Annotated in this window: 20 protein-coding genes; 5 read left to right on the top strand and 15 right to left on the bottom strand. The window is 61.5% G+C overall.

From position 1 onward, the window contains the following. Nucleotides 1-23: 23 nt before the first annotated feature. The 3 genes from H567_RS0103340 to H567_RS0103330 form a co-directional block, all read right to left on the bottom strand. On the bottom strand, nucleotides 24-1,106 hold the full coding sequence (locus tag H567_RS0103340; RefSeq protein WP_028320308.1) for an N-acetyltransferase DgcN family protein: 1,083 nt from the start codon (nucleotides 1,104-1,106) through the stop codon (nucleotides 24-26). Further along, nucleotides 1,103-2,188, bottom strand: coding sequence for a pyridoxal-phosphate dependent enzyme (locus H567_RS0103335; RefSeq protein ID WP_028320307.1), 1,086 nt, complete (start codon nucleotides 2,186-2,188; stop codon nucleotides 1,103-1,105). Before H567_RS0103335 ends, H567_RS0103340 begins: the two co-directional genes overlap by 4 nt. Nucleotides 2,189-2,318: 130 nt before the next feature. Then, nucleotides 2,319-3,533, bottom strand: coding sequence for an anion transporter (locus H567_RS0103330; protein ID WP_028320306.1), 1,215 nt, complete (start codon nucleotides 3,531-3,533; stop codon nucleotides 2,319-2,321). Nucleotides 3,534-4,867: 1,334 nt separating this feature from the next. Between H567_RS0103330 and H567_RS0103325 the strand changes: the two genes are divergently transcribed. Further along, on the top strand, nucleotides 4,868-5,245 hold the full coding sequence (locus H567_RS0103325) for a hypothetical protein (protein ID WP_028320305.1): 378 nt from the start codon (nucleotides 4,868-4,870) through the stop codon (nucleotides 5,243-5,245). A gap of 48 nt (nucleotides 5,246-5,293) precedes the next feature. Then, entirely contained in the window at nucleotides 5,294-5,914 is a 621-nt protein-coding gene (locus tag H567_RS22885; RefSeq protein WP_051184441.1) for a YkgJ family cysteine cluster protein, read from the top strand. A gap of 69 nt (nucleotides 5,915-5,983) precedes the next feature. On the opposite strand, the gene H567_RS0103315 is transcribed toward H567_RS22885, so the two are convergent. The 3 genes from H567_RS0103315 to H567_RS22880 form a co-directional block, all read right to left on the bottom strand. Next, nucleotides 5,984-6,286 carry a glycogen-binding domain-containing protein gene (locus tag H567_RS0103315; RefSeq protein WP_244155412.1) on the bottom strand — a complete coding sequence of 101 codons (303 nt, stop codon included), beginning with the start codon at nucleotides 6,284-6,286 and terminating at the stop codon, nucleotides 5,984-5,986. Between the two features lie 462 nt (nucleotides 6,287-6,748). Further along, nucleotides 6,749-7,420 (bottom strand): acetate--CoA ligase family protein, encoded by a 672-nt coding sequence (locus H567_RS0103305; protein ID WP_028320303.1) that lies wholly within the window; start codon nucleotides 7,418-7,420, stop codon nucleotides 6,749-6,751. Next, the gene (locus tag H567_RS22880; RefSeq protein WP_051184440.1) at nucleotides 7,417-8,832 is read right to left on the bottom strand and encodes an acetate--CoA ligase family protein; all 1,416 of its coding nucleotides are present in this window, start codon (nucleotides 8,830-8,832) and stop codon (nucleotides 7,417-7,419) included. The genes H567_RS0103305 and H567_RS22880 overlap by 4 nt, the downstream gene beginning before the upstream one ends. Nucleotides 8,833-9,368: 536 nt before the next feature. Between H567_RS22880 and tilS the strand changes: the two genes are divergently transcribed. Then, nucleotides 9,369-10,796, top strand: a complete 1,428-nt coding sequence (tilS, locus tag H567_RS22875; RefSeq protein WP_051184439.1) for a tRNA lysidine(34) synthetase TilS — start codon at nucleotides 9,369-9,371, stop codon at nucleotides 10,794-10,796. Between the two features lie 131 nt (nucleotides 10,797-10,927). Here tilS and speD read toward each other — a convergent pair whose 3' ends face one another. The 9 genes from speD to H567_RS0103250 all read right to left on the bottom strand — a co-directional run bounded on the left by speD (nucleotide 10,928) and on the right by H567_RS0103250 (nucleotide 19,607). Further along, nucleotides 10,928-11,320 carry an adenosylmethionine decarboxylase gene (speD, locus tag H567_RS22870; RefSeq protein WP_035253281.1) on the bottom strand — a complete coding sequence of 131 codons (393 nt, stop codon included), beginning with the start codon at nucleotides 11,318-11,320 and terminating at the stop codon, nucleotides 10,928-10,930. Between the two features lie 231 nt (nucleotides 11,321-11,551). Continuing rightward, nucleotides 11,552-12,592: an S-methyl-5-thioribose-1-phosphate isomerase gene (mtnA, locus tag H567_RS0103285; protein WP_028320302.1), complete on the bottom strand. Its 1,041-nt coding sequence runs from the start codon at nucleotides 12,590-12,592 to the stop codon at nucleotides 11,552-11,554. A 244-nt stretch (nucleotides 12,593-12,836) separates the two neighbouring features. After that, nucleotides 12,837-12,977 (bottom strand): hypothetical protein, encoded by a 141-nt coding sequence (locus H567_RS28370; protein ID WP_153306030.1) that lies wholly within the window; start codon nucleotides 12,975-12,977, stop codon nucleotides 12,837-12,839. Nucleotides 12,978-13,024: 47 nt separating this feature from the next. Continuing rightward, nucleotides 13,025-14,098, bottom strand: a complete 1,074-nt coding sequence (locus H567_RS0103275; RefSeq protein ID WP_028320301.1) for a branched-chain amino acid aminotransferase — start codon at nucleotides 14,096-14,098, stop codon at nucleotides 13,025-13,027. Nucleotides 14,099-14,215: 117 nt separating this feature from the next. Then, nucleotides 14,216-15,169: a DUF4340 domain-containing protein gene (locus H567_RS0103270; protein ID WP_028320300.1), complete on the bottom strand. Its 954-nt coding sequence runs from the start codon at nucleotides 15,167-15,169 to the stop codon at nucleotides 14,216-14,218. Then, nucleotides 15,166-16,578 carry a GldG family protein gene (locus H567_RS0103265; protein ID WP_028320299.1) on the bottom strand — a complete coding sequence of 471 codons (1,413 nt, stop codon included), beginning with the start codon at nucleotides 16,576-16,578 and terminating at the stop codon, nucleotides 15,166-15,168. Before H567_RS0103265 ends, H567_RS0103270 begins: the two co-directional genes overlap by 4 nt. A 5-nt stretch (nucleotides 16,579-16,583) precedes the next feature. Continuing rightward, the gene (locus H567_RS0103260; RefSeq protein WP_028320298.1) at nucleotides 16,584-17,357 is read right to left on the bottom strand and encodes an ABC transporter permease subunit; all 774 of its coding nucleotides are present in this window, start codon (nucleotides 17,355-17,357) and stop codon (nucleotides 16,584-16,586) included. Further along, on the bottom strand, nucleotides 17,354-18,322 hold the full coding sequence (locus tag H567_RS0103255) for an ABC transporter ATP-binding protein (RefSeq protein ID WP_208598317.1): 969 nt from the start codon (nucleotides 18,320-18,322) through the stop codon (nucleotides 17,354-17,356). Before H567_RS0103255 ends, H567_RS0103260 begins: the two co-directional genes overlap by 4 nt. A gap of 175 nt (nucleotides 18,323-18,497) precedes the next feature. Continuing rightward, nucleotides 18,498-19,607, bottom strand: a complete 1,110-nt coding sequence (locus H567_RS0103250) for a DUF362 domain-containing protein (protein ID WP_028320296.1) — start codon at nucleotides 19,605-19,607, stop codon at nucleotides 18,498-18,500. A 478-nt stretch (nucleotides 19,608-20,085) separates the two neighbouring features. Here H567_RS0103250 and H567_RS22865 point away from each other — a divergent pair, with 478 nt between their 5' ends. Both H567_RS22865 and H567_RS0103240 read left to right on the top strand, forming a co-directional pair. Then, the gene (locus H567_RS22865) at nucleotides 20,086-20,709 is read left to right on the top strand and encodes a rhodanese-like domain-containing protein (RefSeq protein WP_035253277.1); all 624 of its coding nucleotides are present in this window, start codon (nucleotides 20,086-20,088) and stop codon (nucleotides 20,707-20,709) included. A 14-nt stretch (nucleotides 20,710-20,723) separates the two neighbouring features. After that, entirely contained in the window at nucleotides 20,724-20,906 is a 183-nt protein-coding gene (locus tag H567_RS0103240) for a hypothetical protein (RefSeq protein WP_028320295.1), read from the top strand. The last annotated feature ends 106 nt before the right edge of the window (nucleotides 20,907-21,012 follow it).

Raw genomic sequence — 21,012 nt, 5'->3', positions numbered from 1 at the left:
AGGAACCCCTCGCCGCACCGGTCTCACACCTTGCGCAAATAAGGCTTCAAGGCCGCCAGCAGAGGTTCGGGCCGGTGGTAAAGCACCTCCATCGCCGGCAGACCGGTCTCCCGGGTGACCGCCTCGATGGCCGCCTGTATTCCCGCCTCGTCCAGCCCTTCGCGGTTCAGGGTCACGGCCGCCACGGGCCGTGAGCTCAGGAGTTCCACCGCCTGGATCTGCGTCTTCAGGGGATGGATCGGGTACCCCGGAAACCCGTCGTACTCCTTCCGGGCCGGGGCGTGCTGCAGCACCACCACGTCCGGGCGGCCCGCGGCCAGGATTTCCAGCCCTCCCGGATAGGCCGGGTTCATGAGCGAACCCTGCCCCTCGATCACGATGACGTCCGGGCGGACCTCGTCCCAGGCCGACAACACCGCGTGTTCGATCTCGCCGGCCACGAAATCGTTGATGAGCGCATCCATGATCAACCCGTAGCGCACCCCCTGCATCCAGGCGGTCTGGCCGGTGCCGATCAGTTCGCACCGGCAGCCGGCCGCCCTCAAGGCGTCGATCAGGATCCAGGCCGTCGTCCGTTTCCCGACCGCCGAATCGGTCCCCAGAAGGGCGACCTTGAGGGATGCGACCTCCTCGATGCGGCCGCTGAAAAAATGGAGGCTCCTGCGCGGGGGCGTCTTTCGGATATCCCGGATCCGGACGCCCGCCCGGGCGGCGGCGGCAACGAGCTCCGGGTCTTCGGTCAAGAGATCGTGCAGCCCCGAATCCACGTTGAGCCCGAGTTCGAGGGCGGTTTGCATGTCCCGGCGCGCCTCCGGGCTCAAGCGCCCCCCGTCGGGCGCAAGCCCCATGACGCAATGCGTCGCCGGCATCCCCTCAGCCGACGCGGCGGCCACGGCCGCGGGGAGGCCGGCAAAGACCTTCACCCCGTTCTGACGGCCGTCGAGGATCAGCCCGGCATCTTCCCCGTCGAAGCGCGCGTCCACCACCGAAAGGACCTGGTAGCGTTCGGTCCTGCGCACGAGCCCGTGGGCCGTCTTGCCGTTCGGGGTGTTGAAGGCCCCCTGGCAGTAGACGACGGCACGGCCTTCCGGAAAGGTCTCCATCATTTTCTCCCCGTCAGAATGACCACGTAGCGGTCCCCCGGCAGTTTCGTCTTCTGGTGGCGGTCCAGAAGAACGATCAACCCGACCGTGGAGGCCGGCAGGACATTCAATCCCTCCCGCCGCCGCAGGAGGCCGGAGCAGGAGGTCATCCCGCGGTCGCTCGCGTAGCCGGCCCACCCCCCCGTCTTCCGGACGGCCAAAAGCGCCTCGTCCCCGTCGATCGCGTGCCAGTTGATGAGCGGCTCGTTCACCGCCGTCTCGCGGATCCGCGCGGGCGCGAGGTCTTCGCATCCCGGCGTGTTTTTCATATAGGCCTTGACGATCGGGTTCTTCCCGAACGATGAACCCGCCACCATCCGGGGCATCCGCGAGGTCTTCCCCCGGCGGTAAAGGCTCAGAAACCCGCGGTAGATCCCGGCCAGGGTCGTGCCGTTCGACACAGGCACAGCAACGGCGGCCGGCGCGTCGCGCAGCTCGTCGTAGATCTCGTAGGCGATCTCCCCGTACGCCCGCATCTGGAGCCCCGAGTTGGCCCCGCCCGGGTTGGCGTCATAGATGTCGTCCCCCTCGGCGAAGCGGCGCGAGGCCATGACCGCCGCCTCGTAGTCCCCGGGCACCCGGACGATTTCGGCGCCGTGGTCGACCATCTCTTTTACTCTGCCGGTGTGATAACCCTCGGGGATATAGACGATGCAGCCTACGCCGACCACCGAGGCCGCCAGCGCTGTGGCGACGCCGTAGTTGCCGCAGGTGGCCGTTGTAATGATCTCGAACCGTCTGCGAAGCGCATCCATCGCCTGGGCGAAGGCGATCCGGTCCTTCTGGGTGCCGGTGGGATTGCCCCCCTCGAACTTGAGGTAGATCTGACGCAGCCCGTACTCCCGTTCGATGTTGCGCGCCCTCGAAAGGTTGGTGTCACCGATCTCGCTGTCCATGATGTCTTCGAAGGCCTCGAGGCGATCCGGCAGCGGGCGGCCGTGATCGGAGGCGATCCTTGTCTGGACGTCGAGTTCCGGGGGGATGATCGGTGACTGGGGCGTCGCCCCGTCAAGGAGGAAAAACTCCGGTTTCAAGTCTTCATTCATGGAATGCAGCCTCGCCCATCGCGGGCACGAAACAGAGGGGACGGCCGGTGCAGGTCCGCTTCACAATCAAAGGCTCACCCCGGTTATACCGCAAGCTGGCCGATAAGACAACCCCCGGGGCAGAGCGGACCTACGCGCCCGTCCAAAGCCACACAGCGCTGATGCCGAGCGTCAAGAGGGTCACCGGGACGCCGATCCGGGCGTGCGCCCACCAGGAGATCCGGACGCCGCACTGCTCGGCCTGTCCTACGACGATCAGGTTCGCAATGCTCCCCACCAGAATCAGGTTGCCCGCCAGCGTGCTGCTGAGCGCGAGGATGAGGCCCGCCTGGGGATGGGTGGCGACGGGGAGGAGAAGCATCGTCGCCGGGACGTTCGACACCAGGTTCGACAGGACGACGGTGATGCCGAAGAGCCAGGCAGGCTGTGACGGATCGATGCCGGCCCCTTCCAGGAACCGGAGCAGGCCGCCGAGCAGACCGGATGACTGGAAGGCGGCGTTCACCACGAACAGTCCGGCGAAGAGCACCAGCAACTGCCAGTCCACCAGGGCGAGGACTTTGCGCGAGGCCATGTGCCGGCTGGTGAGAAGGACGCCGGCCGCAGCGAGGGCCATGACATCCCGGGGCCACACGGCCAGAAGGAAGGCCGTCACCAGGCAGCCGAGCACGCCCAGGCCTTTGACCGTCTGCCAAAGGCTGAAAGGAGGGGCCCCCGCTTCGCAGGTCGATGCACCGGGCTTCCCCCACCGTCCCCTGTAAATCCAGGCGATCACCAGCCACACGCTGACCAGTCCGAGGGCCACAGGCACCGCCGCGTCCAGGGCGTATCGTCCAAACGGAAGGTCGAGCGACTGCCCGATCAGCATGTTCTGCGGATTTCCGATGAGGGTCGCCGCCGACCCGACATTGGCGGCGCAGGCAAGCGCCAGCAGGAAAGGCACCGGGTCCCACTGCCGGCGTCCGCAGCCTTCCACCAGGACCGGGGTCATGGCCAGGCAGACGATGTCGTTCGCGAGGAGCGCCGAAAGGATGCCGGACAGTCCGATCACGCCGCCGAGGAAGAGACCCGGACCGATCGTCATTGCTGAAAGACGGCGCGTCACGTGGGCGTAAAAACCCCCCAGCCGGAACTGCGCGGACACCACCATGAGCCCCAGAAGGAGCGAGATGGTCGGAACATCCACGGCATCCCAGGCCTGCTGCGCATCCAGGCGCCCCATGGCCAGCAGAGCGATGGCGCCGAGGAGCGCGATGCCTGTCCGGTCGAGGGCGAGGCCTGGCACGCGTCCGAGCATCATCCCCGCATAAACCAGTCCGAAAACGATGAGCACACCGACGTCCATGGTCGTTTATTCCACCCTCGCAAGAGGATTCGGGCTCCGGGTCCTTTCGGAACGTAGACCCGGGAGGAGATTCAGGAGTTCATAGACTCGCAAGAGGATTCGGGCTCCGGGTCCTTTCGGAGGCTTCAAGGCTGTCCGCCGGTCCAAATCGACCCCCGCATCTTCCGGAACAGCGGCGAAACGACAGAAGTCTTTCCCTGCTCGTTTCGGGACGGGAAGCGGGAGCCTTGCCAAATCATCATGATGCGCGGGCGCGGATTCGCCGCAGCGGATGAGACCTTGCCGGGCAAGTCTAAACGGAGCCCTCCCCGCGATTCGGGGCGCGCCCATAGACGCCCCTGAACCGGCGCAGGCCACCGTCTACATAGCACGATCGAGGCGGACTGTCATCCGTGTTCCCGAGGTTCTCCGGTCTGCGGAAAATCCATCTCGGAAGGCCGCCAGACCTGTCCTTCCTGCCGTTTCAATCCGCACAAATGAGAACCCGATGTTCCGCTTCCGCAGCCAGGCGCCCCTGCCGTGGCCGCGCGGAAGGCCTCGTCCCCCCTTGAATCCGCACCTCTCTGCGTCAGAAAGGAAAGGCATTCAGCCGCCTCGAACCTATGCCCAACAAACATGGAAGAAGCAGAAAGGCCGAACCGTCTGGGCCAGGGCCGTCACCTTTTCGGAACTGAGGATTCCTTCCTTAGCACCGAACCCCAAACATGCTTGCAGAAATGGAAAGCCCCACCCGAGATCGACCGGAGGCAGGCACTCATGAATTGGACGGGCACATGCCGACGCAGCCGGAAAGCCCCCTCGCGATCGATTCCCACGCCGCAGCCCCAAAGAGGAAGCGAATGCACGGAGGGCGCTCTTCCATTTGGCACCCGAATGTGTATTTTATATAATTTCCTGTGGTTGGAGAAAAGCTCTTCTGCTTCCATGCGGCTGGGGAGGGTTTCCGGATGGATGTCTTCGGCTCATCCTTTTCGCCGTGGACCGATGGATCGAGTCGAATCTCGGCACGATTTGTGCTTGCGTTTCGAGTACCCGGCGGAGGGCTTGCCGAAGAGGGGACAGGATGCCGCGGACGGGTCCTCCGGTCCAACGGCGATCCCGGAATGCCGGTGGAAAGGAAGCATCGAACCGGCCGGGATCAACAGCCTGAACCTAGAGCCGGAGGGAAACCCCAGGATGGACCGAAGGCCGGGAAAGGCTGAAGGCCTGCTGCCTAGCCCTGCCTTTGAGATTCCTCGCTACCTTGTCAGGTCGAATTTGCAGGGGAGCGGCCGGCTGCAGGCGGTTCAAAAAATGAACTCCTGCTTCCGACAGGAGAAAGGAAGAACCACACGATGGCAACGCCGAGAAAGACAAGACAAACGACGCTCGAAGGATACGTCGCGCCGGCAAAGTGGAACGAGGACGGCCAGGTGACCGCTGTAGCCATCCAGACCGATGAAGAAGAATACCTGGTGGACATGGACACCCTGGGCCAAGAACTGCTCGATTACCTGCACGAGGATGTGGAGGTGACCGGTGTCGTCACATTGGATGCCAACGGGGTCTTCCGCGTTCAAGTATCGAATTATGCGCTCCTCGATGACCTCTTCGACGATGAAGACGAAGAAGACGCGCTGGATGCGGCTGAGGCCTATGAGTGGGACGACGATGATCTGGATTCCGATGACGATGATGACGACGATGACGATTATCGGCCGAAGATGCGCTAAAGCGTTTTCCTAGAGAGATACAGACCCTTTTGCTGACCATATCCTAGCATGAAAAAAGAGAGCCCGCTCGATCTTCCCCGGAATGTCCTGGCCGCCTATGCGATGCTGGACGATGAAGCCCTCCGTTTTCAAGGCCTCACAAGACTTTCCTGCCCCCCGGGGTGCGGGGCCTGCTGCCGGAGTCAGACGGTGGAGGCCACGGTCCTCGAAGTCCTCCCTTTGGCCCAGGAGATCTTTCGCAGAGGGGAGGAGGACCACATCGCCGATGCGATCGAGGGAAAAGAAAAGGAAGGGCGTTTCGACTGCGTCCTTTACCAGGCGGATGACGATACGGGAACCCAGGGCCGGTGCCGGTATTATCGTTTCAGGGCCCTGGTCTGCAGGCTTTTCGGCTTTGCCGCCCGTCGCCGCAAAACCGGGGATTTCGAGTTTTCGACCTGCAGACGGATCAGAGAATCCTCGCCCCATGAAATCAGGCGGGCGGAGACAGCCATCGCGAACGAGATCCTCCCTCCCGTCTACCAGGACGCCTTTTTCCGTATCGCCGTCCTCGATCCAGCCAGGGGATTTCGCAGACTGCCCATCAACACCGCCCTGAAGGAGGCCCTTATAGAAATGTACTGGACCTCCCCGAGGCACCTGACGCCCTCTCAGGCATCCTCCTTCTGAACCGGACCCAAAGGCGGGCGAAACAGCCCCAGGAACTGCCGCATGCGTCGAAACAGGCAAAGACGATGCCTATTTCGGAGATACCGCCAATACGTTGTTGAAGGTGCCGAAACAGTTCTTGCACGCTTGAGCATTGGCCGGATCGTTCTGCCACTCGCCGTCTACGATGAACTTGTACTCATAGGTCCCGGGCTCGAGCATCAGCGTGCGCGACCACAACCCGTCCTTATCCGGTTTCATGGGGTAGTTCGCGGTGTTCCACTGGTTGAAATCTCCGATCAGAAACACCTCTTGCGCGTCAGGGGCCTCCAGAAAAACGGTGACCTTGCGCCTGCCCGCCGTACTCTTCTTTTTCACACTCGCCTTCGCCACGGTAGCACCTCCCTCGTCCACTCAAAGCGCTAACGTTGAATGTTCATGGAACCAACAGCACCAACCCAGTGTCCTATAACAATATTATAAACTATCATAGCACATCCGGCGTCGCACCACAGATATTTTATGCCTGCGATTTGAAGAGGGGCCGGTCCCCGTTTATTTGATGTCAAAAAGTTCCCGTTCTTGCGCACAGGCGACCTCCAGGTCGCCGCACAAGCAAACGTGCCGATGGACACCGAGATTGGCAAAAAAGACCATTTCCGGATCCAAAGAACACGAATTTCCATCCGGTAATAACCCCCGGTACCACCCGGTTTCCCACCCGGAAATGAGGATTTTTTGCCAATATCAAGGAAATCAAGCGTTTGCGCGGAGGCGACCTCCAGGTCGCCGCACAAGCAAACGTGCCGATGGACACCGAGATTGGCAAAAAAGACCATTTCCGGGTGGAAACAACTAGTCCCCCAGGACGACGAGGGCATCCACGGCCACCGGCCGCTCAGCATCGAGGATGAGAGGGTTCACATCGATTTCCTTCACGCGAGGGTGCTCGAGTCCGATCCGGCCCAGCGCGATCAGGATGCGCGCCAAGTGATCACGGTCGGCCGGCGGCATCCCGCGCACCGCATCGAGGATGCGCCGCCCCTTGATCTCGGAGAACATGTCCTGCGCATCCCGTTCCGTAACAGGCGCCACCCGGAAAACGACGTCGCGCAGGATCTCGGTGAAGATGCCGCCTAAACCGAACATCACGCAGGGGCCGAACTGCGGGTCGCGGGTCAGGCCTGCGACCAGTTCCCTCCGGCCGCCCACCATTTCTTGTACAAGGACAGAGCCGGCAGCCTGTTCCGCCTCGGGCCAGATCGCTTCGAAGGCCCGGAGCGCTTCTTCCCTCGTGCGCAGGTCCACCCGGACGAGCCCCCTTTCGGTCTTGTGGGTGAAACGGGCCCCGCAGGCCTTCAAAACCATGGGAAACCCGACCTCGTCAAGGGCGCCAGCCAGATCCTCCGGACGGAGGACTTCCACCTCGCGGGTCACGGGGATGCCGTAGGCGGCGAGCAACTGCTTGGATGCATGCTCGGACAGGGTGCTCTCACCCCTTTCCAGTGCTTCTGTGATCAGATTCACAATGCCCTCCACTCGGTATTCGACAAACAGGCATATCGGCACAGCCCGGCCATGGCTTCGGCAGCCCTCTCCGGGGTCGGGTAATTCGCCAGGGCGCGGCCCTCTTCGAGCTCACGGACCGCCTCGTCCCAGATGCCGGCCGGCGAAACCAGGCAGCTCACGAGCGGCTTCCTCTGCCGCCACTCGTTCAAAAGCCCTGAAAGGACGGGGACGACCTCCCTGTTGGCAGAGGCATACATCATGAGGAGGATGATCCCGTCCACCCCCTCGTCCTCGAGCACGGCGCGCATAATCCCCTGGATCGCGCCGCTGTCGTACCAGGCTGGCCCCATGTCCACAGGGTTGGTGCGCATCGCGAGCGGCGGCAGCAGCCGGTCGACCTCCGACTGGGTGGCGGATCCGAACCGCGCGATCTCCAGACCTAGGGCCTCGCAGGCATCAGCGGCCGCCATGCCTGGCCCTGCCTGCCCGGTCAGGATCGCAATCCGGCCACCTCGGGGCAGGGAACAGACGTTGAGCGCCTTCCCGAGATCCAGCATGGCCTCGGAACCGTCGACTGTCAACATCCCGGCCTGATGGAAGGCCCCCGAATAGATCTCGTGGCGTCCAGCCAGGCTTCCGGTGTGGCTCATCGAGGCCTGATCGCCCGTGGAAGCGGCGCCGGTCTTGTAAACGAGGACAGGCTTCTTTCCCCGCACGGATTCCGCCGCCTCCAGAAGCGGCCGCGGCTCATCCAGACCTTCGATGTAAAGCGCGATGACCCTCGTATCGGGATCGGACGCCAGGTAGGGCAGGATCTCGGCGAAGTCCAGGTTCAGACGGTTTCCCAACCCGATGATCTTGCTGAAGCCGATCCCCGCGTTCATGGCCAGGAACGCAAGGAGATGGGACATCCCGCCGCTCTGGCTCACGAGGGCGATGCCCCCTTTGCCGGCAAGCGAAAACTCGGGCGTAAAAGAGGCATTCAAGCGGTGGTGGAGGTTGATCATCCCAAACGTATTCGGACCGATAACCGGGATGCCGTTCACGACGGCCATCGCCTTCAGGGCCTCCTGCTGCCGGGCCCCGGCCGGATCTTCGATTTCCTTGAAGCCGGCCGAAATGAGCACCAGCCCCCCCACCTTTTTCCGGATGCACTGCTCGAGCACAGTCGGCACCGCCGCAGCCGGCACAACGACAATCCCCAGATCGATCCGCGACGGGCAGGCCTCCACGGACGGGTAGGCCGCCAGGCCCATGACCCGTTCCGCCTTGGCATTCACCGGCAGGATCTCCCCCTCGAAGCCCCCTTCAATCAAACTCTTCATGACGTGGTAGCCCAGCTTGCCGGGGTTGTCGGATGCCCCGATCACCGCCACGGTGCGAGGGCGGAAAAGAGGATCGAGATCATAGGTCGGAGAGGTGGCGGACATATCGATTCCTTTCGTGGCGGAAACCTGGATCTTTCTAAAAATACCCTCAGTCAGCGGTTCATGCCGTCGCCGTGACCTGGACAACCACGCCGGCCGGAAGCCATCCATGCTGCGGCCAACCCCGCCCGGACAGCCGGCCGATGCCGCCTCCGGATCGGAAGCGCGGCCGCACACGGCAACTGTTTATGGGGGGATGCAGCGCAACCTTTCATAGGAGACCTTTTGACGATTCGGGCCGCGTCGGCGCCCTTTCCCTGTTTATAACCAGGTGCGGTCTTCGTCAATCGAAATTGTCGTCTCCGGAACCGCCGCCGCCGATTGTCTTCCCCGGCGAACCATGCTAAGGTGTCGACTTCGAGGACAAAACAGACGTTCCATTTCCGCACTCGAAGGGGCGTCCGGCTGGATCGCTTGCCGGGCCAAGGCCTTGCCCGCCGTGCACCCCGATGCGGCGCGACGCTCGGGACCAGCCCGTAAAATCATCTTCCCAAACAGTGGGCATGACAAGGAAATCGTCGACCGATGGGCGGAGGCCGATGGAAAAGACGCGCCTTTTCTTGAAGAAAATCGAAAAGACCATCCTGCGCTTCGGGATGATCGAGCCGGGGGAGCGTATTCTGGTCGCCGTCTCGGGGGGCGCTGATTCCGTCTGCCTCCTCCACGTCCTGCATTCGCTTGCAGGCGCCTTGCGCTGCGAGCTGTCCGTCGCCCACTTCGATCATGGGCTGCGCCCGGCTGAAGACCCCGAGGAGACCGTTTTCGCAGCCTCCCTGGCCTCCTCGCTCAACCTCGCGTGCGCATGCGGAGAGCCGGAGGTTCCCCTAAGCCCCCGCACACCGTCCCTCGAAGAACAGGCGCGCCTCGCCCGCTATGCCTTTCTGGAGAAAATCCGCAGCCGCTTCGGCGCCCACAGGATCGCCCTGGCCCACCACATGAACGACCAGGCGGAAACCGTCCTCATGCGCCTCCTCCGGGGAAGCGGGACCGAAGGGCTCGCCGGCATGGCGCCCGTCCGCAGCGGCCGATTCATCCGTCCGCTCATCGAGGTCAGCCGAGGGGAGATCGAAGCCTATCTGCAGATGAAGGGGCTCCCTTTCATGACGGACTCCTCCAATCGCTCGCTCGATCCCCTGCGAAACCGCGTCAGGCTGGAACTCATTCCCTTACTCGCCTCGTTTCAGCCCCGGATCGTCGAAAGGCTGGCTGCGACCGCCGAGATCCTCCGCCTGGACCACGCCTTTCTGAAACAGTGCGCGGACAAGTGGATCGAGGAGCGCTGCGGGCGTGAACCCGGCAGGGTAAGAATCCCAAGGGCCGCCTTCACTTCCCTGCCTGCCGGGCTTCAGAACCATGTCATCCGTGAGATCGTGAGGGTCGTTGCCAAGGGGAGTCTGCGAAGCGTGGATATCCGGCACATCGACGCGGTCAAGGCCATAAACGCCGCCCCCGGAAGCCGCGGGCCCCTGCACCTGCCCAACGGGATCCGGGCGGAGGTTGATCCCACGCACCTGATCGTAAGCTCCCAGCTGGAAGTTCCTGAGGAGTGCGCTTTTTCCTATGTCCTGGAAGAACCGGGCGTCTGTGCGGTGCCGGAGGCTCGAACGGTCTTGACCCTGCGGCTGATGCAGGGGGCCGATGGAGTGCAGCTGGACGGCAACCCGCACAGGGAATATTTCGACGCCGACAAAATCCGCTTTCCGCTCACCGTCAGGAGCATCCGGCCCGGGGATCGCTTCCGGCCGCTCGGCATGTCCGGAACGAGGAAGGTGAAGAATTTCCTGATCGACATGAAGATCCCCCGATCCGAAAGACGGCGAATCCCGGTGCTCACACACCGCTCAGACACGGAGATCGTCTGGGTCTGCGGACTCAGGATCGATGACCGGTTCAAATGGACTTCGGGGACGAAACGGGTTCTGGAAGGGACTTATCTGAGGCAGGCCACCGCCCTCGAGGGCGAATGAGCGCTGGATACGAAAGGGGTAAAACAAGCACACCTCACCATGGCCCTGCCCGGAGGAAAAACCCCCACAGCGGGATGACGGGTCATGGTAAGGTTTTGGTGACCGGGTAAACGCGGTCTCGGGCCCTTGAGTCAGCCCACCACCTGCTTATAAGGCAGCACGGTGTTTTCAGCGGACTCGATAAAGCCCCGTTTCTGCTGCGTGATTCTGGGCTTCCGCGCATGGAAGAACCCGATCAGATAATTGTAGGCCTTTTTGTGGTCCATATGTTGACCGCACGTTTCGAATGTGACCGCGGCGAAATCATATTCCGGCCACGTGTGAACCGCAAGGTGGGATTCCGCGATCGTCACGGTCCCGCTGACACCCCACGGCTCAAAGGTGTGAAAAGAGTCGCCCACCACTTCGGCGCCCATGATCCTGGCGGCCTCGAGCATCCCTTCCCGGATCCGTCCGGTATCCATGAGGCTCTCGCGATCACACTCATACAAATCGATCAATACAAGATCAAGCAGTGATGTCACTTTTCCTGTCTCTCTTTCGTTCCTAAATTAAAATTTTGAAGTTCCCAACTCCTTTCCCTCGGCCCAGTGCGTTTCCCACCCGTAAATCCGATGCTCTGCACAACTTGATTTCAGATGGAAAAACGCCTATTCGGCCGCCCGGCCCTGCCGGCTATATTTTTAATCCCTCTCTCTTGAAACGGGTAAGTTTATGCGATTCATTGCGATAGGTCAAGAATAAAATCAGGGTGGCTAGGCGCCCTCCAACACCCTCTTGAGGGTGTCCGAGTAAGGCGGGTAAAGGATGCCTTTTTCAGTGATGATCGCCTTGACATAGCGCGCCGGTGTGATGTCGAAAGCCGGGTTCAGCGCGGCGACACCCTGCGGGCCGACACATTTTCCACCCACCTGGCAGATCTCCGCCGGATCTCTTTCTTCCACCGGGATGTGGTCCCCGTCGGGGATCGCTGGATCGATGGTGGAAAGAGGGGCGGCCACATAGAAGGGGATGCCGTTCTCTTTGGCCAGGACCGCCACCTGGTAGGTGCCGATCTTGTTCGCCACATCACCGTTGGCCGCGATACGGTCGGCCCCTGTGACGACCAGTTGGATCCGGCCTTGCCGCATGAATGAACCGGCGGCGTTGTCGGCGATGACCCACACCGGGATGCCTTCTTCCATCATTTCGTAGGCCGTAAGACGCAGCCCCTGCAGCCAGGGCCTCGTCTCGTCCGCATAGACCCGAACCGTCTTTCCCGCATCCCGGGCTGCGCGGATCACACCGAGGGCCGTTCCGTAGCCGCCCGTCGCCAGTGATCCCGCGTTGCAATGGGTCAAGATGGTGGCCTCATCGGGTACCAATGATGCCCCGTGCCTCCCGATGGACTGATTGACGGCGATATCCTCAGCCAGGATCCGGTCGGCTTCCGCACGCAGGGCGGCCTTGATCACGTCCACGGGCTCCAGGGACATCCCCTCGGCCAGACGGAGCATCCGTTCTAACGCCCAGCGCAGATTGACCGCCGTCGGACGCGCTTCCGCCATCTCGGCCGCCATCGCCTGCAAACGCCGCATGAAGGGACCGTAGGTTCCGGCCTTGATGGTTCGCCCGCCCATGGCAAGACCCATGGCGGCGGCAACGCCGATCGCCGGCGCCCCTCGGATCACCATCCGCTGGATGGCCTTGATGACGTCGCGGTAGTTTCGGGCAACGAACCATTCGACCCGGGCCGGAAGCTTCCGCTGGTCGATCATACGGATATGGTCGTTGTCCCACTGGATGGTGGGGATCATAAAAATTCCTCGGGTCGAAGCATTAAGAGGGTGAAACAGCCGCAGGCCGGCCCTTCAACCGGCCGGTCGATGCGACGGCGCCCCGGCGGGCCGACCCTGCTGGAGCGCGGGAAAAAACCGTGATTGCTACGCGTCCGGACCAGCAAACCGTTGCGGTGATGCTTCGAGCCTGCTAGCTGGTTTCCATCCGGAAATGGTTTGCCGGTAGAACCCGGTTTCCAATACGGAAATTGAGTATTTTTCTTCACACGCTGCGCGTGCTCAGTCCCACCGCTTCGCGGCGGGTCCCGGTCTGGCCAATATAAAGAAAATCAAGCGTTTGCACAGAGGCGATCTGCAGGTCGCCGCACAAGCAAACGCGCAGATGGACGCCGAGATTGGCCAAAAAGACCCTTTCCGGATGGAAACTGGCAGCGCGCCGCGAAGGGCTGATCAGTCGATACGCTCGAGCCAGCCGTAGCGGTCCTCCCGCTCACCGTACTGGATGCCGACGATCTCGTCATAGAGCCGCTGGGAGAGCGTCCCCATTTTTCCGCCGGCCACGATATGGTCTTCGCCCTTGAAGGTAATCTGGCCGACCGGAGAGATCACCGCCGCGGTACCTGTCCCGAAGGCCTCTTTCAGACGTCCGCTTTTCGCGGCGGCCACCACTTCATCGATAGCGAGCGCCCGCTCGGTGACCTTCAGACCCCAATCGCGCACGATCCGCAGAACCGAGTCACGCGTCACTCCAGGCAGGATGCTCCCGTCCAGCGGGGCCGTGAGCACCTCGTCGTCGATGACGAAAAACATGTTCATCGTTCCGACTTCCTCGACATATTTGCGCTCTGCGGCATCCAGCCACAGGACCTGAGTAAAGCCCTTCTCCTTGGCCTTTTCGGCGGCCAGCAGGCTCGCGGCATAGTTCCCGGCGGTTTTCGCCTCACCTGTCCCGCCCCGGGCCGCCCGGACATAGCGATCCTCGACGTAGATCTTGACCGGGTTGAGACCCTCTTTGTAATAGGCGCCCACGGGTCCGATGATGACGTAGAACAGGTAAGACCTGGCGGGCCGCACACCGAGGTGGGGCTCCGTTGCAAACATGGTCGGGCGGATGTAAAGCGAGGTGCCGGGAGAACGCGGTATCCATTCCCGATCGAGAAGGACCAGCGATTTCATGCCGGCCATCGCTTCCTCGATCGGAATTTCAGGCATGCAAAGCCGCAGGGCCGAACGGTTCATCCGTTCGAAATTTTCCCGGGGCCTGAAGAGATACACCCCGTCCTCGCGCCCGCGGTAGGCCTTGAGACCTTCGAAGATCTGCTGGCCGTAATGGATCGCCATGGCTGCAGGGTCGATGGAGAGCGGCCCGTAAGGTTCGATCCGCGGGTTGATCCACCCCTTGCCCGCTTCGTAGTCCATCATGAACATGTGGTCCGAAAAAATATCCCCGAACCCCAATTTGGATTCATCCGCCGGCCGCTTCTTGAGCTTGTCCGGGCTCAACCGATTGACACTGATTTCCATGGTTTCCAGTCTCCTTTGCACGTATCGAAAAATCTTTTTTCAATAGCATACCCCGCGTCCACTTACAACAGGGGGATATCTCTCAGGACCATTTTTTCAGTCAGCGGCCGCCCAGTTCTAGTCAGAGTCCACCCGCAGTTCCTCTTTGCCGGCGGGCAGATGCGCGACCACCCAGTCATGCACCGTAAAGATCTCGGTGCCCTCCAGCATGCATCCGTAAAAGCGCCCCTCGTCACCGCCCACGGGATTGCCGACCAGCAGCGTCTCGGCACGCCGGCCGTCGGAGAGCCGTACGCGGTATCGAGGGGAATCCAACCCGAAAGCCGCAGCGTCGAAGAGGTCCGATCCTTCGAAGGAAGCCGCCTCCGCCCAAATGAAACGACCTACGATCGTGTCCACCCGGCGGCCGTCCGGGATGAAATCAGGGTCATCCCGAAGCCTCCACTGGTCTCCGCTGCGACTGAAACGCCAGCTGACCTCCGGGCCGTCAATATCCGCCTCGACGACCTCCCGCGGATCGAAGTGGAACAGGCGCCTGTCCCGCACGTCGAAAAGGGTCTTGTCCAGTTTCTCACGCATGTCCCGCGGCACGAGCATAATCTCCCGGCTTCCGGTTCGGCGGGCGTAATACCCCTCCCGGACCGGGCTCATTTCACCGAACGTGATCCCGCTGGAGAACCCGGAGCCCGTCTCATAGAGAATGCTCAGATCGGGCCGATCGAGGCCGAAGGCCGAGAGATCCTCTTTCTCGTCCTTGAAAGTCCTCAGCGCCATGAGCCCTGTCAGATCAGCGGCCACCCGCTCCACTGCAGCCGTATCCGCCGCCGTCGCAACCGGTTCGAGGATCCGCCAGCAGCCTTTCTTCCCGGGACAGGCCTCTTTGGCGATGAGAATCGTCTCCCCCGGGCGTTTGATCGTCAACCGGTCGATATCTTCCACAGCCGTATCGAAGACGAGCCGCGCCTGCCTCTCAGCCTCCCCCTCGGCTCCTCGGCGGCTGCGGTCGAAGAAATAAAGGGCCGCAGCCGCAAGAGCCAGGACGGCATAGACGATGACAGGTCTGAGTTTCATTTGGGGCGTCTCCGCATCCAGACCCAGACGCCCGCCAACAAAACAAGCGCGGGCAGGACCACCACGGGAAAGAGGAAGAAGATCCGCCCCTGGGACCGGCTCAAGGTAAGGGATTCGAGCCTCCCGCGCCTTGGTTCGACGGTGATGAAATCGGATTTCCCGGCAAGGTAGCGAAACGTGTTGAGGATGAACCGCTGATTGCCTGCCACACTCAGGAACTGATTCGAGGCGAAATCGCAGTCGCCAAAGACCGCGAGTCTCCCGTTCTCCGAAACCGCCTGCTCTTTTTCCGCCGCCTCCCCGGAAACGCCTTCACCCGAATTCGGTCCGGGACCCGCCGTCTCGACCAAGGCCGCCAGACAAAGGGGGCCCTTCCGGTCCGTGGCATTCACCTCCACGCGGGCCTCGTCCAACGCGGCGCGATCCGTCTCCGCCCAGGAATCTTCCGACGTGTAAGCCAGGCAAACCGCCTCTCCCGAAGATGTCTCCTCCGCATCGAGCACGTCGAGGGAGCGGCTCATGGGAAAGATCGAAGTCAGATCGAATCCTTTGGTAATCTCATGATCCCCGTAGTCACCGACCATCGGCATCAGGTAGTCACCCCCCATGACGCGGCTGAAAGGATCCACCACGATGTCGTCACCGATCCCGATCCCGTGGCGGCGCAGGAAGGGCCCCAGACCCCCGTCACGGAAAGGTTCGAGAAGGAGCAGGATCCGCCCCCCATCCGCCAGAAAGGCATCGAGCCATTCGATCTCCTCCGGGAAAAGCGGCTTTTCCGGGGCGGCAACGATAATCACATCCGCATCCCGCGGCGGCTCGCCGCGCATGAGATTCAACGCGGTGTTCTCGCAGTTTTCGGTTTCCAGGGCATCTGCAAGGGACATCAGATGCTCGGGTTCCTTCCCTTCGAAGGATCGCTCGCCATGGCCGCCGAGCCAGTAAACACGGCACGGAGCACTCTCCATCAAACGGTGGAGGGCATTGGTGATCTTCTGCTCGTCCGGGATCTTGACGGTCTGGCTCCGGCCGTACCCCTCCAGGATCAGCGTCTTTTCGCTGGTGACATCATAACGGCGGGCCTCGGAGGGGTTCCGGGTCGGGTCGATCACCGTGTAATCCACCTGCCGATTGTGGTAGCGGTAGGCCGCCAGAAGGTCTTCGACCTTGCGGGTCCCGTCCCTTCCATCGACCAGAAAGGCCTTGATCTGCACCGGTTCGCGAATGTTTTTCAATACGTTGATCGTTTCGGCGGAAAGGCTGTTCTGTTTCGATTTCGTCAGATCCCAACGGAGATAATACCTGTCGGAAAGAAGGCTCAGGAAAACCAGCAACGCTAGCACGGCCGCGACGGCGGCGCCTGTACCGCCGGACCTCAACAGCCGTTTCTTTCGAGCGGATCCCGCCATTCGTCTCAACCCCTCCAGGAACGCGAGTTCAGGCTGCGCAAGGTCAGAAAAAGCCAGAAGAATCCGAAGCATAGGTAGTACAGAACATCACGGGTATCGACAAGCCCCTGCGCGAACGAATCCAGGTGCGAGGCAATCGCCAGATGAGCCAGGAACTGCCCCGCCCGTCCGCCGACCAAAGGTTCGGCCCAGCCGAGGGCCCAGAATAGGAGCAGCAGACCGAAGCTCAAGGCAGCGGCGACCACCTGGTTTTCCGTCAGGGAAGAGGTGAACACCCCCAACGAGACAAAGGCGCCCCCCATCAGGAGCAGGCCGAGATACCCGGCGCCCACCATGCCCCAATCCACGAAACTTACGGTAGAAAAGAGGAGGAAGCACGGAAAACCCGCGGCTAGGAGGGCCAGCAGCGCTGCAAACGTGGCGAGCACCTTGCCGGTCAGCGTTGCGACATCACTGAGCGGGTAGGTGAAAAGGAGTTCGATCGTCCCCGTCTTCTTCTCCTCGGCGTACAAACGCATCGTGAGGAGCGGCAGCATCAGGAGCAGGATGATCGAAATGTTTCCGAAAAAGGGTTGGATCACCATGGTCTCCGGATTCAACCCCTCGACGATGAACGGGTTGCTGGCCGCCTGCAGGCTCAGAAAGTTGAAATAGGCGACATCCGAGTAGAAGAAATACCCGCTGATCAAAAGAAAAATGAAGGCGACGGCGTAAAAGATGGGGGACGTGAACGTCACAGCCAGTTCCTTGCGCATAACGGCGCCAATCTGCCTTGTCACCGCGTCCCCCCCTCTTCTTCCGTCACCAGCCGGACAAAAATCTCTTCCAGGCTGGGATCGCGCTGGGTCATCTCGTAAAGCGGCCAGCCGGAGGAGACGACAAAGCGGGCGATCGCGGCCCGGACTTCCCGGCCCTGCTCGCTTTCCACTTCGTAGGAGCCCGGTTCGGAGCCCGCATGAACGTCCAGGACCCCGTCCAGGGCCAAAAGCCCCTCGTTCAGAGCGGCCTCGGGCGCATCCACTCGAATGGCCGTCCGGACGCCGCGCCGGGACGCGAGCCTGGCCCCCAACCCCTCAGGCGTATCCTCTGCGACGATCCGGCCCTTGTTGATGATGATCACCCGGCGGCAAAGCTGGCTCACTTCGGGAAGGATGTGCGTGCTCAGCACCACCGTGCGCTCACCTCCGAGCCCGCGGATCATCTCCCGCATCTCGACGATCTGCGAGGGATCGAGGCCCGTCGTCGGCTCATCCAGAATCAACAGCGGCGGATCGTTCAGGAGGGCCTGTGCCAACCCCACACGCTGCCGCAAACCCTTCGACAGATGCCGGATCAACCGGCTTTCGTACCCCATGAGGGCGCTGATCTCGAGGACGCGCCGGATCTCGGCGGCCAACCGGTCGCGGGCGACCCCTTTGGCGGAAGCGGCGAAGCGCAGAAACTGCAGCACGCTCAGATCGCTGTAAAGCGGAACGTTCTCGGGCAGAAACCCGATCCCCTTTCGGACGGCGAGCGACTCGAGGCAGGCATCCCGGCCTCCGACGAGCACGCGGCCCGACGTCGGCGGCATATAGCCGGTGAGGACCCGAAGGATCGTTGTCTTCCCGGCCCCGTTCGGCCCCAGGAGACCCACGATCTCGCCCGGTTCGACATGGAACGAAACGTCCGTGACAGCGGGTATCCGTCCGTAGTATTTGCTCAAACCCTCTACGACGATCATGCCGGGGTGCTCATCTGGATGCATTCACCTTCATTATAGGCCGCAAGTATCCAAAAACAGACGCTTTCCAGGGCAACCACTCCCGCCGCCCTTTCCGCGCAATCAGGTAAAGACCCCCGCAGAGGTGCCGGGCAGGCTCCCAGGCCTACGGTTGCTCCCCACTCCCCGAAGACGCGAAAGAGGCGCTTCGGCCAGCCGATCAGATGGTTATCAGTTCATAATCGCGGCTGCCGAGCCCTATCCGTTCGGCATGCACGAACTGAGCCTCCCAATCGACCTTGGGGTAAAGGCAGCGGAATTTGTCGTGCGCGTTTTCCGCCTTATCAGCCAGACAGGCCGTTCCCGACACCGGCTGACGGTTGACGAGATCCACGGAGGCCTGATCGATGGCAACCGGATCCCTGGAAGCGAGGATCCCCACGTCCTGGACGATGGGGGCGTCACTGAAACCGTAGCAGTCGCAAGCCGGAGAGATGTTCGTCAGAAAGTTGATGAAGAAGGCCCGTCCGCTCTTCCCGAGCAGCACCGCCTGCGTGTACTCGACCATCTTCTTCAGAAAGATGGGGATGTCCGCATTCCACTGCACCTCGATCGCCCCGTTCGGGCAGATGAGAATGCACTCCCCGCAGCCGACGCATCGTTCCGGGTCGATCCGGGCCTTGCCTTTGCCGATCGAAGGGGCGCCGTGGGCGCAGTGCTCCACGCAGGCACCGCACCCCACGCACTTCTTGGCCTTGACCTTCGGTGAAAGGTCGCTGTGCTGATCCAGTTTGCCTCTTCGGCTGGCGCACCCCATCCCGAGGTTTTTAATGGTCCCGCCGAACCCGGACAGTTCATGCCCCTTGAAATGGGCGACGCTGATCAGGGCATCCGCTTCGACGATTTCCTTGCCGATATAGGCCCGTTGGATCAGCTCCCCGGGAATCTCGACCTCGGCGCACGTCGCCCCGCGCAACCCGTCGGCGATGATGACCGGCGCTCCGACCACGCTGTAGGAAAAACCGTTCGCTACAGCCGTGTCGAGGTGTGAAACACTGTCGCTCCGTGTGCCGGCATAGAGCGTGTTGCTGTCGGTCAGAAAGGGGCAGGCACCCAGGGCCTTGATGTCCGCAACCACCTGGCGGAGAAAAAGCGGCCGGATGAAGGCCGTGTTGCCGAGTTCACCAAAATGGAGCTTCACCGCAACAAGACCACGTTTGGGCACAGCCTCTTTCAGTCCTGCCGTCTCCATGAGACGGCTCAACTTACCGAGGAGACTCTCCTTGACGGAGGTCCGCAAGTCAGCGAAAAAGACCGGGCTTTTCGACATGGCTGTCCTCCTGAATGGTATGGCTGGACGGCCGTCCCATGGGCCGTCGACCAGTCCCCGGTTAAAGAATGACCCAAGCGGTGCAAGGTCCCAGGGCGGAAAATCTCTTGCGGACTGCTCATCCACCCGCGCTGGGTCGGCATCGGTGCACTTGCGCATCGAGCAGCCTGAAATCTAATGTATTCCGGAATTGGCTGTCAAGGGCCATGGTCCGCAACCCATGATTTTCATTGACAGCAAAACTCCCGTTGGATTAAAAACCTTAGTCATTGCCTCGAAAAAGCAGGCTGGAAAGGTCTGCGACATGATCTCATCGGCTGTTCCGATTGCGGTTCGACCGGGCGTGCAAAGCTGGTCTTCGAGGATGACCGCCCCCGGGCTCGCGCGTCCGATCCCCGGGTCGTGGCCATGCATACGTCTTCAGGGGAAGGCCCCTGAGAGGCCCGGTGCTTTTATACAACCTCACACAAAAGAAACCATGAAATACGCGCTTCACATCACGGTCGTACTGCTTTCGGCGCTCTTGGGCGCCTTCGGCGCCGCCGGACCGGTCGACGCTCAGGAGCCGAAGAAGATCTTGAGCATCGAAGCTTTCGACATGACCAGCACGGTCCCCGACACCTACCTCATCGACGTGCGGACACGGGCCGAGTACCAGTTCGTCGGACACCCCGTGGGGGCTTATCTCTTCCCTTATCAGTTCTTCACGAATACGTTCAAGAAATCGGATGAGGAATACGCCTACCAGCTGAGTGCAAAAAACGAGAAATTCATGGAGCAGGTGGCCAAGGTCTTCAAGAAGACGGACAACCTGCTCCTCATCTGCCGGGACGGTGAGCGCAGCGCCCGGGCGGCGGATGAACTCTTGAAAGCCGGCTTCAAAAACGTCTATAATGTAGAAGACGGCTTCGAAGGGTCGCTTTTTCCGTTTTCCGAAGACAGCAACCGCCACAAATATTTCAGGCAGTTGGCCAAACGCAACAAGATCCATGGGTTCAACCACAGGCGGCACAACGGCTGGCAGTGGTGGGGGTTGCCCTGGACCTATGAGATGGATCCAAAATACATCTATCCGCCCGATCTTGCACCGGCCGAAAAATAAGGAGGGTCTCAGAAATGGAATCACCGGAGCTTATCGAACTGATGAAACAGATCGAAGAAAAAGGGATTGGCTGGGACAAAGTCCAGGAAAAAGCCAAGATTTCCCATGATTTACTGAATTTATACGCTAAATCGGGACCAGTGCCGGTAACCGTTCTGAAGAATCTCCAAAAGGTTCTGGAAGAACCAGCGGCCTGACCGGACCAGCGCGCTGGCCTCATTTCCAACGTATGGCCGCTTGGACTGCAATCCATTGAACCGCGCACCGGCGGGCACCGTCCGCCTGTCGAAGAGAAAACGGCCA

The sequence above is a fragment of the Desulfatiglans anilini DSM 4660 genome, assembly GCF_000422285.1.
Classification (GTDB): Bacteria; Desulfobacterota; DSM-4660; order Desulfatiglandales; family Desulfatiglandaceae; genus Desulfatiglans; species Desulfatiglans anilini.
This window is presented reverse-complemented; position numbering and strand designations above follow the sequence as displayed.